At 69.4% G+C, this 12,592-nt stretch carries 11 protein-coding genes; 5 read left to right on the top strand and 6 right to left on the bottom strand.

From position 1 onward, the window contains the following. Positions 1 to 47: 47 nt before the first annotated feature. Positions 48 to 1,133, bottom strand: a complete 1,086-nt coding sequence (locus tag CAM01S_RS08565) for an NADH:flavin oxidoreductase/NADH oxidase (RefSeq protein ID WP_157071485.1) — start codon at positions 1,131 to 1,133, stop codon at positions 48 to 50. A 41-nt stretch (positions 1,134 to 1,174) separates the two neighbouring features. Between CAM01S_RS08565 and CAM01S_RS08560 the strand changes: the two genes are divergently transcribed. The 4 genes from CAM01S_RS08560 to CAM01S_RS08540 all read left to right on the top strand — a co-directional run bounded on the left by CAM01S_RS08560 (position 1,175) and on the right by CAM01S_RS08540 (position 5,511). Further along, positions 1,175 to 2,008 carry an ADP-dependent NAD(P)H-hydrate dehydratase gene (locus CAM01S_RS08560; protein ID WP_083527876.1) on the top strand — a complete coding sequence of 278 codons (834 nt, stop codon included), beginning with the start codon at positions 1,175 to 1,177 and terminating at the stop codon, positions 2,006 to 2,008. Positions 2,009 to 2,032: 24 nt separating this feature from the next. Beyond that, complete coding sequence (locus CAM01S_RS08555; protein ID WP_066519597.1) at positions 2,033 to 3,346, top strand: glycosyltransferase 87 family protein; 1,314 nt, start codon at positions 2,033 to 2,035, stop codon at positions 3,344 to 3,346. Beyond that, the gene (locus CAM01S_RS08550; protein ID WP_066519593.1) at positions 3,343 to 3,666 is read left to right on the top strand and encodes a thiamine-binding protein; all 324 of its coding nucleotides are present in this window, start codon (positions 3,343 to 3,345) and stop codon (positions 3,664 to 3,666) included. The genes CAM01S_RS08555 and CAM01S_RS08550 overlap by 4 nt, the downstream gene beginning before the upstream one ends. A gap of 588 nt (positions 3,667 to 4,254) precedes the next feature. Continuing rightward, positions 4,255 to 5,511, top strand: coding sequence for an MFS transporter (locus tag CAM01S_RS08540; protein ID WP_066519580.1), 1,257 nt, complete (start codon positions 4,255 to 4,257; stop codon positions 5,509 to 5,511). 11 nt (positions 5,512 to 5,522) lie between these two features. Here CAM01S_RS08540 and CAM01S_RS08535 read toward each other — a convergent pair whose 3' ends face one another. From CAM01S_RS08535 to CAM01S_RS08515, 5 genes are all read right to left on the bottom strand, one after another. Beyond that, entirely contained in the window at positions 5,523 to 6,194 is a 672-nt protein-coding gene (locus CAM01S_RS08535) for a response regulator transcription factor (protein WP_066519576.1), read from the bottom strand. A 151-nt stretch (positions 6,195 to 6,345) separates the two neighbouring features. Next, a complete protein-coding gene (locus CAM01S_RS08530) occupies positions 6,346 to 7,662 on the bottom strand; it encodes a hypothetical protein (RefSeq protein ID WP_066519566.1) in 1,317 nt (438 codons plus the stop codon). After that, entirely contained in the window at positions 7,659 to 8,819 is a 1,161-nt protein-coding gene (locus CAM01S_RS08525; protein ID WP_066519563.1) for a sensor histidine kinase, read from the bottom strand. The genes CAM01S_RS08530 and CAM01S_RS08525 overlap by 4 nt, the downstream gene beginning before the upstream one ends. A gap of 129 nt (positions 8,820 to 8,948) precedes the next feature. Then, positions 8,949 to 10,163, bottom strand: coding sequence for a homoserine O-acetyltransferase MetX (metX, locus tag CAM01S_RS08520; RefSeq protein ID WP_066519560.1), 1,215 nt, complete (start codon positions 10,161 to 10,163; stop codon positions 8,949 to 8,951). 67 nt (positions 10,164 to 10,230) lie between these two features. Next, positions 10,231 to 11,559, bottom strand: coding sequence for a bifunctional o-acetylhomoserine/o-acetylserine sulfhydrylase (locus CAM01S_RS08515; RefSeq protein ID WP_066519558.1), 1,329 nt, complete (start codon positions 11,557 to 11,559; stop codon positions 10,231 to 10,233). Between the two features lie 229 nt (positions 11,560 to 11,788). Between CAM01S_RS08515 and CAM01S_RS08510 the strand changes: the two genes are divergently transcribed. Further along, positions 11,789 to 12,565: an SDR family oxidoreductase gene (locus CAM01S_RS08510; protein ID WP_066519556.1), complete on the top strand. Its 777-nt coding sequence runs from the start codon at positions 11,789 to 11,791 to the stop codon at positions 12,563 to 12,565. Positions 12,566 to 12,592: the final 27 nt, after the last annotated feature.

Genomic DNA, 12,592 nt, shown 5'->3' with positions numbered 1-12,592 from the left:
ATGACTCGGAGGATCGTCCACGGTGCCGCCTATCGTACCGTCGGTGCTCACCGCGCCGTGATCGGCGCCCGGTGGTACTGCTGCGGACCGAAGTCCGCGTCCAGGCCGAGTGCTGCGGCGGCGCGAAGCGGGAAGTTCGGATCGCGGAGGAACGCCCGACCGGCCAGGACGACGTCCGCGAGCCCGGTGGCCACGATCTGCTCCGCCTGGAACGGATCCGAGATCATCCCGACGGCGGCCGTCGGCACCCCGGCCTGTTCCCGGACCTGGGTCGCGAACGGCACCTGATATCCAGGACCGACCGGGATCGGGGCGGACGCGACGTTGCCGCCGGACGAGACATCGACGAGATCGGCACCGCGGTCAGCCGCCCACCGCGAGACCTGGACCGTCTCGTCGATCGTCCATCCATCGGGCACCCAGTCGGTGGCCGAGAACCGGACGAGGACGGGGAGCCCTGGGCCGACCGCATCCCGAATCGCTGAAATCACCTCGAGGAGGAGCCGGGCTCGGTTCTCGAGCGAGCCGCCGTAGGCGTCCTCCCGGTGGTTCGACAACGGCGAGAGGAACTGGTGCAGAAGGTATCCGTGCGCCGCGTGGACCTCGACGAGGTCGAACCCGGCTGTCACAGCGCGGCGGGCAGCATCGGCGAAGGCGCGGATCACCCCTGCGATGCCTGCATCGTCGAGGGCCTGCGGCGTCGCATACCCCGGGAAGGCGACCGCGCTCGGCGCGACCGTCTCCCAGCCTCCGGCGTCGACCGGCACGCTGCCCTGGTCCGGTGACCAGGTGCGGAACGTCGATCCCTTGCGTCCTGCGTGCGCGAGCTGCACGCCCGCTGCGGCGCCCTGACTGTGGATGAACTCGATGATCGGGCGGAACGCGTCGGCCTGCTCGTCGTTCCAGAGCCCGAGATCCTGCGGGCTGATCCTGCCTTCCGGGAGGACCGCGGTCGCCTCGGCGATGACGGCTCCGGCCCCGCCCCGTGCGAAGGATCCGAGGTGCACGAGGTGCCACGGTGTGGGAACCCCGTCCCGCCGCTCGACCGAGTACTGGCACATCGGAGACACCCAGAGGCGGTTGCGAACGGTGAGCGAGCGGAGCGTCATCGGGGAGAACAGCGCGTGAGTCACCCTTCAACCGTACTGAGCGGGCTGACTCTAGGCTCGGAACGGTGAGCGATGCGCAGCCTTTCTCGATCGACGACGCCCGCCCGTGGGTAACCCCTCCCGGCGAGGACACCGACAAATACGGCAGAGGCGTGCTCGGCGTCGTGACCGGGTCGACCGCCTACCCGGGGGCCGCCGTCATCGGCGTCGACGCCGCGCTGCACACCGGCCTCGGCATGGTGCGCTACGTCGGTCCGCCTCGGGCGGGGGACCTGGTCCTGGCGCGCCGCCCAGAGGTCGTGCAGGGCATTGGGCGGGTGCAGGCGTGGCTCGTCGGTTCCGGGACCAACCCGGATCAGCTGGACGACACCACGCGCGAGGGCTTCGATCGCGCGCGCGAGGACGGGACCCCGGTGATCGTCGACGCGGGCGCGCTCGGCGTGGTCCGGACCGAAGCTCGGGGCATCCTGACGCCGCACGCGGGCGAACTGGCGAAGCTGCTCGGCATCGGTCGGGACGCCGTCGCCGCGGATCCGCTCAGCGCAGCGCTCCGCGCCGCCGAGCAGACCGGGAGCACCGTGCTGCTCAAGGGGCGGAACACGTTCGTCGTCGACCCCGGCGGAGCACATCGATTCGTCTGCTCGTCGGCGACGCCGTGGCTCGCGACCGCCGGCGCGGGCGATGCGCTCGGCGGTGTCCTCGGTGCGCTCGTCGCCGCGCGCGCCGCCGTGGGCTCGCTGGTGCCGGCCGACCTCGCGCATCTCGCCGCAGCCGCTGCGGTGATCCACGGGACGGCTGCGGTCCGTGCGTCGCAGGGCGGCCCGTTCACGATCACCGCTCTCGCAGAGCAGATTCCCACGGTGATCCGTGCGCTTGTGGAGCGCAATCGAGGCGTCTGAACCGCCGCCCGATACGCTCATCCGGTGCAGGTCGTATCACGGGGGCTCAGGCCACGACAGGAGCGCTTTCTCGCGGGCTCCGCATTCGCTTTCGTCCACCTGGTGCTCGTTGCGTTCGCCGCGATCGCGCCGAACCTGCCCGTCGGCGACGTCTCGATCCTGTACCGGCAGTGGATGGAGGCCGGGCGCACCTCCGGCACGTGGATCGGTCTTTCGGAACCCTCGGTGTACCCGATCGTGGCCGTGCTGCCGATGCTCATCGCCTCGATCGGCGGAATCGCCCATTTCACGCTGAGCTGGCTCGTGCTGATGACCGTCCTCGATGGGGTCGCCATGCTGCTCCTCTGGCGATCGCGCGCCCTGGGCGTTCGGGTCGTCTGGTGGTGGCTCGCGTTCCTCCTGCTGCTCGGTCCGATCGGGATCGGCAGGATCGATGCAGTCGCGACGGCGGTGGCGATGGTCGGCGTGGTGTTCGCCACGGCACGACCCGCGGTGGCGTCGGCGCTGTTCACGATCGGAGCCTGGGTCAAGGTTTGGCCCGCGGCGCTCGTCGCTGCGTTGCTCGTTCGCGCGCGGCACCGACTCGGCGTGATCATCGGGGCGGTCACCGTGACCGCAGTCGTCGTGGCGATCGACCTGGTCCTCGGCGGTGGGGCATACCTGCTGTCGTTCGTCAGCAAGCAGGCCGGTCGGGGCCTCCAGATCGAGTCCGCGCTGGCGACGCCGTTCATGTGGGCGGCCGCACTCCACCTGCCGACGGAGCGAGTGTTCTACGACCACACGATCCTCGCCTACGAGGTCGAGGGCCACGGCACCGGGTACGCCGCGAATGTCTCTACGCCGCTCATGATCGCGCTCGTCGCGCTGATCGTCGTTCTGACGACGATCGCGGTACGACGTCGGTTCGCGACCGAACGCATCGCGCCAGTTGCGGCTCTGGCGCTCGTGCTGACCCTCATCGTCGCGAACAAGGTCGGCTCACCGCAGTACGTCGGGTGGCTCGCCGTTCCGATCGTCTGGGGCTTGATCAGTGGTCGCGAGAGCGCGCTCCGCTTCCGGCTGCCGGCGGTGCTCGCGCTCGCGACTGCCCTGCTGACGCAGCTGATCTACCCGTGGTTCTACGGTGCGGTCCTCGGCACGGCGCCGGCGATCCTCCTGGTGCTGTCGGCGCGCAACGTTCTGGAGGCGATCATGCTCGTCGGAGCGCTCGTCGAACTGGTCCGGATGGCTCGGTATCGGACGGCTCCGACCTCGGCCCGCGAGTCGGCTCATGCCGCGGACACGGCTCCCGCATCGCTGAGTCCGAAGGATCGGACTGCTGGCACGATGGACGCATGATCGTCGCGTTCAGCCTCGCACCGTCGGGCGGCCGGTCGGCCAACGATGATGCCTCGGTCCACGATGCCGTCGCTGCGGCGGTCCGCGTCGTGCGGGCGTCCGGCCTGCCGAACCGCACCTCCTCGATGTTCACCGAGATCGAGGGGGAGTGGGACGCGGTGATGGCGGTCGTGAAGGACGCGACGGAGGCTGTCCTGCCGTTCGGCACGCGCGTGTCACTCGTCCTCAAGGCTGATATCAGACCGGGCCGGACGGGGGAGCTCGAGGGCAAGATCGAACGGTTGGACTCGGCGCTCCGCGCGCTCGGAGCTGACGACTGAGCGTCCCGCGCGGACGGTCCGGTTGCATGCTCGTGGCCCACGGCGCGTCTCCCGCGAATGTCGGCGGGTGGGTGTGTGCTTGAGCCATGGCAGGGAGCACCCGATCATCGTTCACCCCATCCGATCGTCCGCAACCGCTTGCGTTCGACGGATGGTGCCCCGACTGCGACAGCGCGTCGGCGATCGTCGAAGTCGGCGCAGACGGCTTCGGCTGGGCGACCTGCACGGAATGCGAACACGGCTGGGTCTGGCGTGATGACGCGACCGGGGCGCCGCTTCCGCACGCAGACGAGCGCGCTTCGCGTGGGAGCCAGCTTCGACCGCGGAGCACGGAAGCTGCCTGACGTCCGCCAGTGCCCGGCTGTCATCGACGCCTGAGACTGACGCCCGTCACTGACCGCTGTCACTGAGCGGGCTCATCCTGGCGCTGGTTGCGCGCTCCGCATCGCGCGCCACTCTCGACTGCCGGCGGTTGGGTCGCTACACTTGCGAGACCGAATCGTATCGATTCGATACGTACCAGGCGATGATGCCGTCCTTCTGCGCCGCACCGATCGTGCGGCGCCTCCGTCTTCTCGTGGGACTCCGATGCCTCCTCTCAGCCCTGGCCGCCGCCGCCTCGCTCTTCTTGCGCTCGCACTCGGCGGCTTCGCAATCGGCACAACCGAGTTCGTCGCGATGGGGCTGCTCCCGAACATCGCTGCGGCGCTGTTGCATACCCAGTACGCCGCGGACCCGCAGGCAGGGATCGCACATGCCGGCTGGCTCGTCAGTGCCTACGCCCTCGGTGTGGTCGTCGGCGCGCCCACAATCGCAGCAACCTCCGCCCGGCTGCCGCGGAAGCGCCTGCTCCTGATGCTCCTCGTCGCGTTCACCCTGGCCACGGTGGCCAGCGCGGTCCTCCCCACGTTCGGACTCGTTCTCGTCGCGCGGTTCGTCGCTGGGCTCCCGCACGGGGCGTACTTCGGTGTCGCGTCGATCGTCGCGGCCGAGATCATGGGCCCCGGCAGTCGCGGGAAAGGGGTCGCGATGGTGCTCGCCGGTCTCACGATCGCCAACGTCGTCGGGGTTCCCGGCGTCACATGGGTGGGTCAGCACGCGTCGTGGCGCCTCGCGTACCTGCTCGTCGCAGCCCTGTTCGCGTTGACATTTTTCGCCGTGCTCGCGCTCGTTCCGCATCGCCCTGCGCCGGAGGGCGCGTCGATCCGGCGCGAACTCCAAGCGTTCGGCCGGACCCAGGTGTGGATCGTCATGGGGCTCGGCGCGATCGGGTTCGGCGGCTTCTTCGCTGTCTACTCGTATATTTCCCCGCTCGTGGTGCATGTCGCGGGGCTCAGCGCGGCCAGTGTGCCGCTGGTGCTCGTCGCGGTCGGCGTCGGTATGACCATCGGCAATGTCACCGGCGGGATCCTTGCCGACCGCGACGTGCGGCAAACGATCTTCCTCGGGCTCGGGGCCCTGATGGTATCGCTCATCCTGGTCGTCGTGCTCGCACCAACCGGCATCGGGATCTTCATCGCTGCGTTCGTGCTCGGCCTGACGTCGTCCATGATCGGTCCCGCCGTGCAGTCGCGGCTCATGGATGTCGCCGGTCATGCGCACACGATCGGGGCCGCGCTCAACCACTCGGCATTCAATCTCGGGAACTCGCTCGGGGCGTTCCTCGGCGGCGCGGCCATCGCCGCGGGCCTCGGTTATCGGTCGCCAGCGGTCATCGGCGTCGGCCTCGCGGTGCTCGGCGTCGGAATCGCGGTGGTCAGCTACACGGTCGAACGGCGTTCACGCGCGGCAGTGCAGCGCACGTCGACAACGGGAAGCATCACCGCACCCGTTCCGACGGTCTAGGAGCGTGCTGCTCACATGAGCTGCGGCGAGTCGTCCTGGATAAGAATCCCGTCGGCGATCGCCCGCTTCCGAAGTGCGACCTTCGTGCCGACGTCATAGCCGGCGACCCGGTACTTCTCGCGGATCCGTTTGAGGTACGACTTCGCCGTCTCCTCGGAGATGCCGAGCTGATACGCCACGCTCTTCACCGGCTCGCCGCCGCCGTAGAGCGCCATCACGCGGCGTTCCTGCGCGCTCAGCTTCGGAACTCCGCCGACGTCTCCGGAGTTGATCGCAAGGTCGAGCTCAGCGGAGATGTACTGCTCGCCCCGGCGTGCGGCCCGAATCGCCTCGACGATCATGTCGGCGTCCTCGCTCTTCACGAGGTATCCGAGCGCACCCGCGCCGAGCGCTTCGCGAACGACATTCGGCTCCGAGTAGGTGCTCATGACCACGGTCTTCACGCCCGCCGTCTTCAGCGTCGAGATCTTCAGCGATACCGGGATCCCGTCCTTCAGGTCGAGATCGAGGAGGACGACATCGACCGGAAACTCCGGACTCGTGAGCAGCTCGGGCCACGTCGTGACAGCGAGCACCATCCGGATGTCCATCGCGGCGCTCCGGATCCATTCCGTCAGCGCGCCGAGAAGCATGCGGTGATCGTCCACGAGCGCGAGCCGGATGGGAGCGTCGTTGTCAGCCATGCCGTGGCACCTTTCTGGGGGGTCACCCCAAGACTAGCCGTGCGGATCACCCATGGAGGGCAGCCGCGCGGGTCGTTCGTGGCCGTGCGCCACGCGGGTCGTTCCGGCCCACCGCTGCGCGGTTCGCGTTGGGCCGTCGAGCGCGCGGAGGTCACATGGCGGGATGTCGATCGACGACGCAGTGCACGACGACGTGCAGGACGCCGTCCCGCACGGTGTCGGTATACGGACCGATCTGCTGGAGCGCCTGCCACGCCGCAGCGCCGAGCCTCCGGCGGGGAACACCGCGGGAATCGAGCACGATCGGCACGTCCATCGTGTCATCGGACACCGGGTGTCCCGCCGCGCCCACCGGTCCGAAGGTCACCTCCACGAGCGCGCCACCGTGCTGCCCGATCTTCGCGTCTCCGACCATCTGCCAGATCGCCTGCAGGAGACCGTCCCGCTGCGGTGCCGTCAGATGTCCGGCGAGGCCCGCCGGATCGGCGACGCTCACGGCGCGACCGAGATGATCGGACTCGGTGATGGCATGGTGGAGCCAGGTCTCCCGGCGTCCTTCGATGAGATGGAGGCGCAGCTCTGTTGCTAGGGACGCCGCGATCGACGCGGAGGCTGCGGAGAGTGGAAGCGGATCCGTTCCGTTCGCCACCGCGTCGAGCAGCTTCTCCGCGGCGAGATCGAGCCGGGTGAGTTCGTCCGACGCGAGCATGCCGACCGCGTACTGGGGGGCGTTGACCGTGCTCTGCACGAGGGTGCGATCCAACTCCCGCTGGACGAACTGTCGGAAGCGATGCACGACGAAGGTCGCCACCGTGGGCGGCAACACCACGAGCGACACGAGCGCGACGACACCCGGAAGCGTCACCGGCGTCAGCGGCGTCGAGAGCACCGCCATCGCCACGAACGCGCCCCCGAGGACCGCAACCGCGACGATGATCTCCCGTGCGGGCCGGAGCGTGGTGATCGGGACCAGCGCGAACGCTGCAGAGACGGAAGCCGACGCGGTGTGCGTGATCTGGTGCTCCGGCCACACGCCGATGAAGTCGAGGGCGACCACGCAGGCCAGCACAAGGCAGATGAGCGCGAACACCGGCCCTGTGAGCCGCTCGCCGTAGCGCATGATCGTCGCGAGCACGCCCGCTCCGGCGACGAGGAACAGCACCCATGCCGCTGCAGGAGCCCACGGGTCCACGTACAGCGGCCAATGCACGAGGAAGAACACGATTGCGAGCGACGCTTCGGTCGCGAGGAGCCACGCTGCGCCGATCGCGAGGTAGCCCGTGCCGAGTGAGCCGCCCGGCTGCGCGGCCTGCCGGAGCGACCGGGCGCCCGTCGATGAGAACGGAAGCCCTCGCGCCTGGCGACGCTCCGCCGCGCGGTAGGCGGTGCGCGCCTCCCGCCGCGTCTGCGGGACGCGGCGCTCCTCGCCCTGCAGGGTCCGTCCGATCGTGTCCTCTGGCGTGGTCATCGTGGCGCCTCCAAGACCACTGTGGTGCCGGAGCCGGGCGCGGAGAAGAGACGCGCGTCGCCGCCCACCTCGCGCAGCCGGTTCACGACGCTCTCCTTGAACCCGAGCCGCTCCGAGCCGATGCCCTCGAGATCGAATCCGATGCCCGCGTCCGTCACCATCGCGCGAACGGTGGACTCGTCATGGACGATCGTGACGTGCGCCTCGCCCACGCCGGCGTGGCGGCGGACGTTCTCGAGGCACTCGGCCAGGGCGAGTAGGAACGCGTCGAGGACGTGCGACGGAAGCAGCACCTGGCCGGTGCCATGCCAGCTCACCTCGAGCCCCATGCGTCCGAATCGCTGTTTGACCGACTCGAGCGTCTGCCCGAGGGGCGTGTCTTCCACGCGCGTCAGGGAATAGTCGCCCGACTGGGTGGGCTGCGGTGTGGCACCGAGTCGAAGGTGTCGCAGCAGGCGCGCGTCTTCGGCGGCCTGCTCGCGCATCGCTTCCTCGCTCACACCGACGCCGGCATGGGCGAGGAGCGTCAGCGTCGCAAGCACCGTGTCGTGCAGCAGGCGGGCACCCTGCCTGCGCTGCGCCTCCCGTTCGCTCGCCGCCCGCTCCGCCCGGTGAGCGTTGCCGATCGCGAAGATCCTGCGCGCGACCCGCGGAACCGCTCTCGCGATCCATGCGGCCGTCGTCGCGATGAGCGCCCACCCGAGAACGACCGCCCCCACCGGGAATGCGTCGATCGTCCCGCACGTCCACGCGACCAGCCCGACCGACGCGGCTCCGCACGCGATCACGGCTGCCATGAGCACCGGGTGTCCACGCTGCGGCATCAGCAGGGCGGCGATGCCGCCCGCAGCCAACGGCACGACTGCGGACGCGATCACATACCGGTTCGTCGTGCCGTGAACCGAGAGGGTGAGGACGGCGAGCGCGGTCACGCCCGCCGCCGCGGCGAGCGCCGTCCAATACCAGGCCGCGTTCCAGCCGAGGATGACGAGCGCGGCGACCATCACGCCGATCGATCCGAGTCCGATCGCGAGCGCCGAGGGGGGCTCAACGAGCGCGGTGACCGCCGCGAGTGCGGTGACCAGCGCGCAACTCACGCCGATGACGCGCGTGCTCGACCGGAGAAGCCGGTCTCGTTCTTGCGCGATGAGATCCACCGTGGTCCTGCTCGTCTGCGATGGCAACAAGAGCAACCGTCAGAACTGTCACTCTGGATTCATCCTGTCACGTCGGGAGCCGCTTTTGGGATACCGACTGCTTCGACGATCCGGGTCGCGTCGGAATCGTTATTCGAGTAAGCGTCGCAAGTGTGCGCCCACAGCGTCGGACTCGATGAGAAATCCGTCGTGCCCGAACTCGCTGTCGACGATGACGGCCGCGTCGCCGTCGAGCGTGTTCGGCACGGCTCGAGCGATCGCATGCTGATCCTCCGGAGGGAACAGCCGGTCGGTCCGCACCCCCACGACGAGCGTGCGCGCAGTGACTCGGGCGAGCGCCGCCTCCACGCCGCCACGGTCGGCACCGATGTCGTGCGAGTCCATCGCGTGCGTGAGCGCGATGTAGCTCGCAGCGTCGAACCTGCGCGTGAACTTGTTCCCGTGGAAGTCGAGATAGCTCTCGACGGAGAACCGGCCGTCATCGCCGAGCGGCGAGACCTCGCTCTGCCACGACCGGGCAAACCGCGCGTTGAGCTCCTCCGATGCGCGATATGTGAGGAGCGCCATGCGCCTCGCGAGCGCGAGCCCGCGATGGGGTCCGTCGCCCGCGTCCGCCTCGAAGTAGTCGCCGCCCATCCATCCGGGATCCATCTGGATCGCCGCGCGTTGCAGTGAGTTCGCGGCGATCTGGTCGGCGGTCGTTCGCGCGGGGGCACACAGCACCGCGAGGCGCTCGACACGCTCCGCATACGTGGTCGCGAACTCCAGCGCATGCATGCCGCCCATCGACCCCCCGATCACGGCGGCGAACCGTTCGATGCCGAGCGCGTCAGCGAGTGCGGCCTGCACCCGGACCTGATCGCGGACCGTGACGAACGGGAATCGGGACCCCCACTCGAGACCGTCGGGAGACACCGATGACGGGCCTGTCGTTCCCTGGCAGCCGCCGAGCATGTTCGGCGCGACCACGAACCAGCGGTCGGTGTCGACGGCAAGGCCCGGCCCGACGACATCGCTCCACCACCCGGCGGTTCGATGCCCAGGACCCGCGGCGCCGGTGACGTGCGAATCGCCGGTCAGAGCGTGCAGAACGAGGACCGCGTTCGATCCGTCCGGTGCAAGCGTGCCCCACGTCTCGTAGGCGACCCGCACCGCGGGAAGCGTCCCACCGCGAACCTCGACGTCACCGATCGACGCGAATCGGCGGTTTCCGGGCGGATCGCCCGGCCGCCACGCACCCGTGACCGGCGGCTTTCCGATAGCCCCGGGCAGCTCCGCCCGCATCGCAGCGCCGGGCACCAGGCGCGACGGAACGGAGTCCTCGGGGGTCGTCTGCCAGTCCATCGCGATCCATTCTGTCTGGAGGCGCGGTGCGTGTTACAGCCGCGCCGCGCCTCCAGAAACGGTCCGGTCAGGCCCGCTGTGCTGCTGCGGTTGCGCGTGCGGCCTCGAGGCCGCGCTCGAGGTCGGCCTTGAGGTCCTCGACGTTCTCCAGTCCGACGGACAGTCGGACGAGGCCCGGCGTGACGCCGGACGTGAGCTGCTGCTCGGGCGTCAGCTGCGAGTGCGTCGTCGAGGCCGGGTGGATGACGAGCGAGCGGACGTCGCCGATGTTGGCGAGGTGGCTGAAGAGGGAAAGGTTGTCGACCAGCGCCCGCCCCGCGTCGACACCGCCCTTCAGCTCGAACGAGAGGACTGCGCCGACGCCGCGCGGCGCGTACTTGGACGCCGCTCCGAACCAGGGGCTCGAGGGCAGCCCGGCGTACGCGACCGTGGCGACATCGGGGTGGCCGTCGAGCCACTCGGCGATTGCCTGCGCGTTCTGCACGTGCCGTTCGATCCGCAGCGAGAGCGTCTCGATGCCCTGCAACAGGGTGAACGCGGTGTCCGGCGAGACGGAGGCGCCGAGGTCACGGAGCAGCTGCACGCGCGCCTTGATGATGTACGCGATGGGGTCGCCGACCGCCTGCGTGAACACCACGCCGTTGTACGACGGGTCCGGCGTGTTCAGCTCGGTGAATCGCTCCGGGTAGTCGGACCAGCGGAAGCGGCCACCATCGACGATCACGCCGGCGACGACGGTGCCGTGCCCCCCGAGGAACTTCGTCGCCGAGTGCACCACGATGTCGGCGCCGTGCTCGAACGGACGAATCAGGTACGGCGTCGCGATCGTGTTGTCGACGATGAGCGGGACGCCCGCCTCGTGCGCGATCGACGAGACCTTCTCGATGTCGAGGACGTTGACGCGCGGGTTGCCGATCGTCTCGCCGAAGAACAGCTTGGTGTTCGGACGAATCGCGCGCCGCCACTCGTCCGCATCGTCCTGGTCCTCGACGAACGTGGTCTCGATGCCGAGCTTCGCGAGCGTGTACTTGAACAGGTTGTAAGTGCCGCCGTAGATCGACGACGACGCGACGATGTGGTCGCCCGCGCTCGCGATGTTGAGCACCGCGTACGTCTCAGCGGCCTGCCCGGATGCCACGAGCAATGCCGCGGTCCCGCCCTCGAGCGCTGCGACGCGCTGCTCGACGACATCGTTCGTCGGGTTCATGATGCGCGAATAGATGTTGCCCGGACGCGCGAGCGCGAACAGGTCGCGAGCGTGGTCCGCGTTCTCGAACACGTACGACGTCGTCTTGTAGATCGGCGTCGCCCGCGCGCCCGTCGTCGGGTCGGGCGCTGCGCCCGCGTGGATCTGGGTGGTCTCGAACCGCCAAGCGGCGGCATCCTCTGCGCTCATGTGGCGTCTCCTGTCCGGGTTCGGCGTTCGGCGGCGACGGCCGCACCGTCGCGCTCGGTTCACGCTACGAAGGTCCGAGCGATGACGCGAGTGGCGGTGTCAATCTGTGTAACACGGGCGGGAGGCGCGTCACCGGCTCGTCCACCGGTGCGGTTCCCGAGATGGCACGGAGAGCCTCCAGTACCGTTGCTGTGCGAACCGCGACCAATCGACGGAGAGGACCTCACCCATGAGTACACGCCGCGCAGTGGTGACCGGAGCGAGCTCGGGGATCGGCGCCGCAACCGTTCGCCTGTTCCGCGACCACGGCTGGGAGGTGCTCGCCGTCGCGCGTCGACAGGAGCGTCTTGCAGCGCTCGCCGCCGAGACCGGAGCCGACGTGCTCCGCGCGGACGTCACCGTGCCCTCCGACGTGCAGGCCGTGGCGGATCGTGCTCGGGCACTCGGCGGGGCGGACGTGCTCGTGAACAACGCCGGCGGGGCGCTCGGGTCCGCAAGTGTCGAGGACGCATCGGTCGACGACTGGCGAGCGATGTTCGAGACGAACGTGATCGGCACCAAGCAGATGATTGCAGCGATGCTCCCGGTGCTCCGAACGGCCGCACGGGGTCGCGGTGGTGCAGACATCGTGACGGTCACGTCGACGGCGGGTCATGTCGCGTATGAGAACGGCGGCGGCTACAACGCCGCGAAGTTCGCCGAGCACGCGCTCGTCGCGGCGCTCCGTCTCGAGCTCGCGGGTGAGCCGATCCGGGTCGTGGAGATCGCTCCGGGACTGGTGCGCACCGGCGAGTTCGCGCTCGTGCGATTCGGTGGCGATCAGGAGAAGGCGGACGCCGTGTATGAGGGCGTCGATGAGCCGCTCGTCGCCGATGACGTCGCCGCGGCGATCGTGCACGCGGTGGAGCTGCCGGCACACGTGAACCTCGATCTCGTCACGATCCGTCCGGTCGCGCAGGCGGCGCAGCACAAGCTCGTCCGCCGACCGCTGCAGCCCCGAGATTGATTGATCCTCGCTCTCCCGCTCGGGCCG

Source organism: Curtobacterium ammoniigenes NBRC 101786, assembly GCF_001571045.1.
GTDB lineage: Bacteria > Actinomycetota > Actinomycetes > Actinomycetales > Microbacteriaceae > Curtobacterium > Curtobacterium ammoniigenes.
Note: the sequence above shows the minus strand (reverse complement) of the source record. Positions and strands in the feature narration are given on the sequence as shown.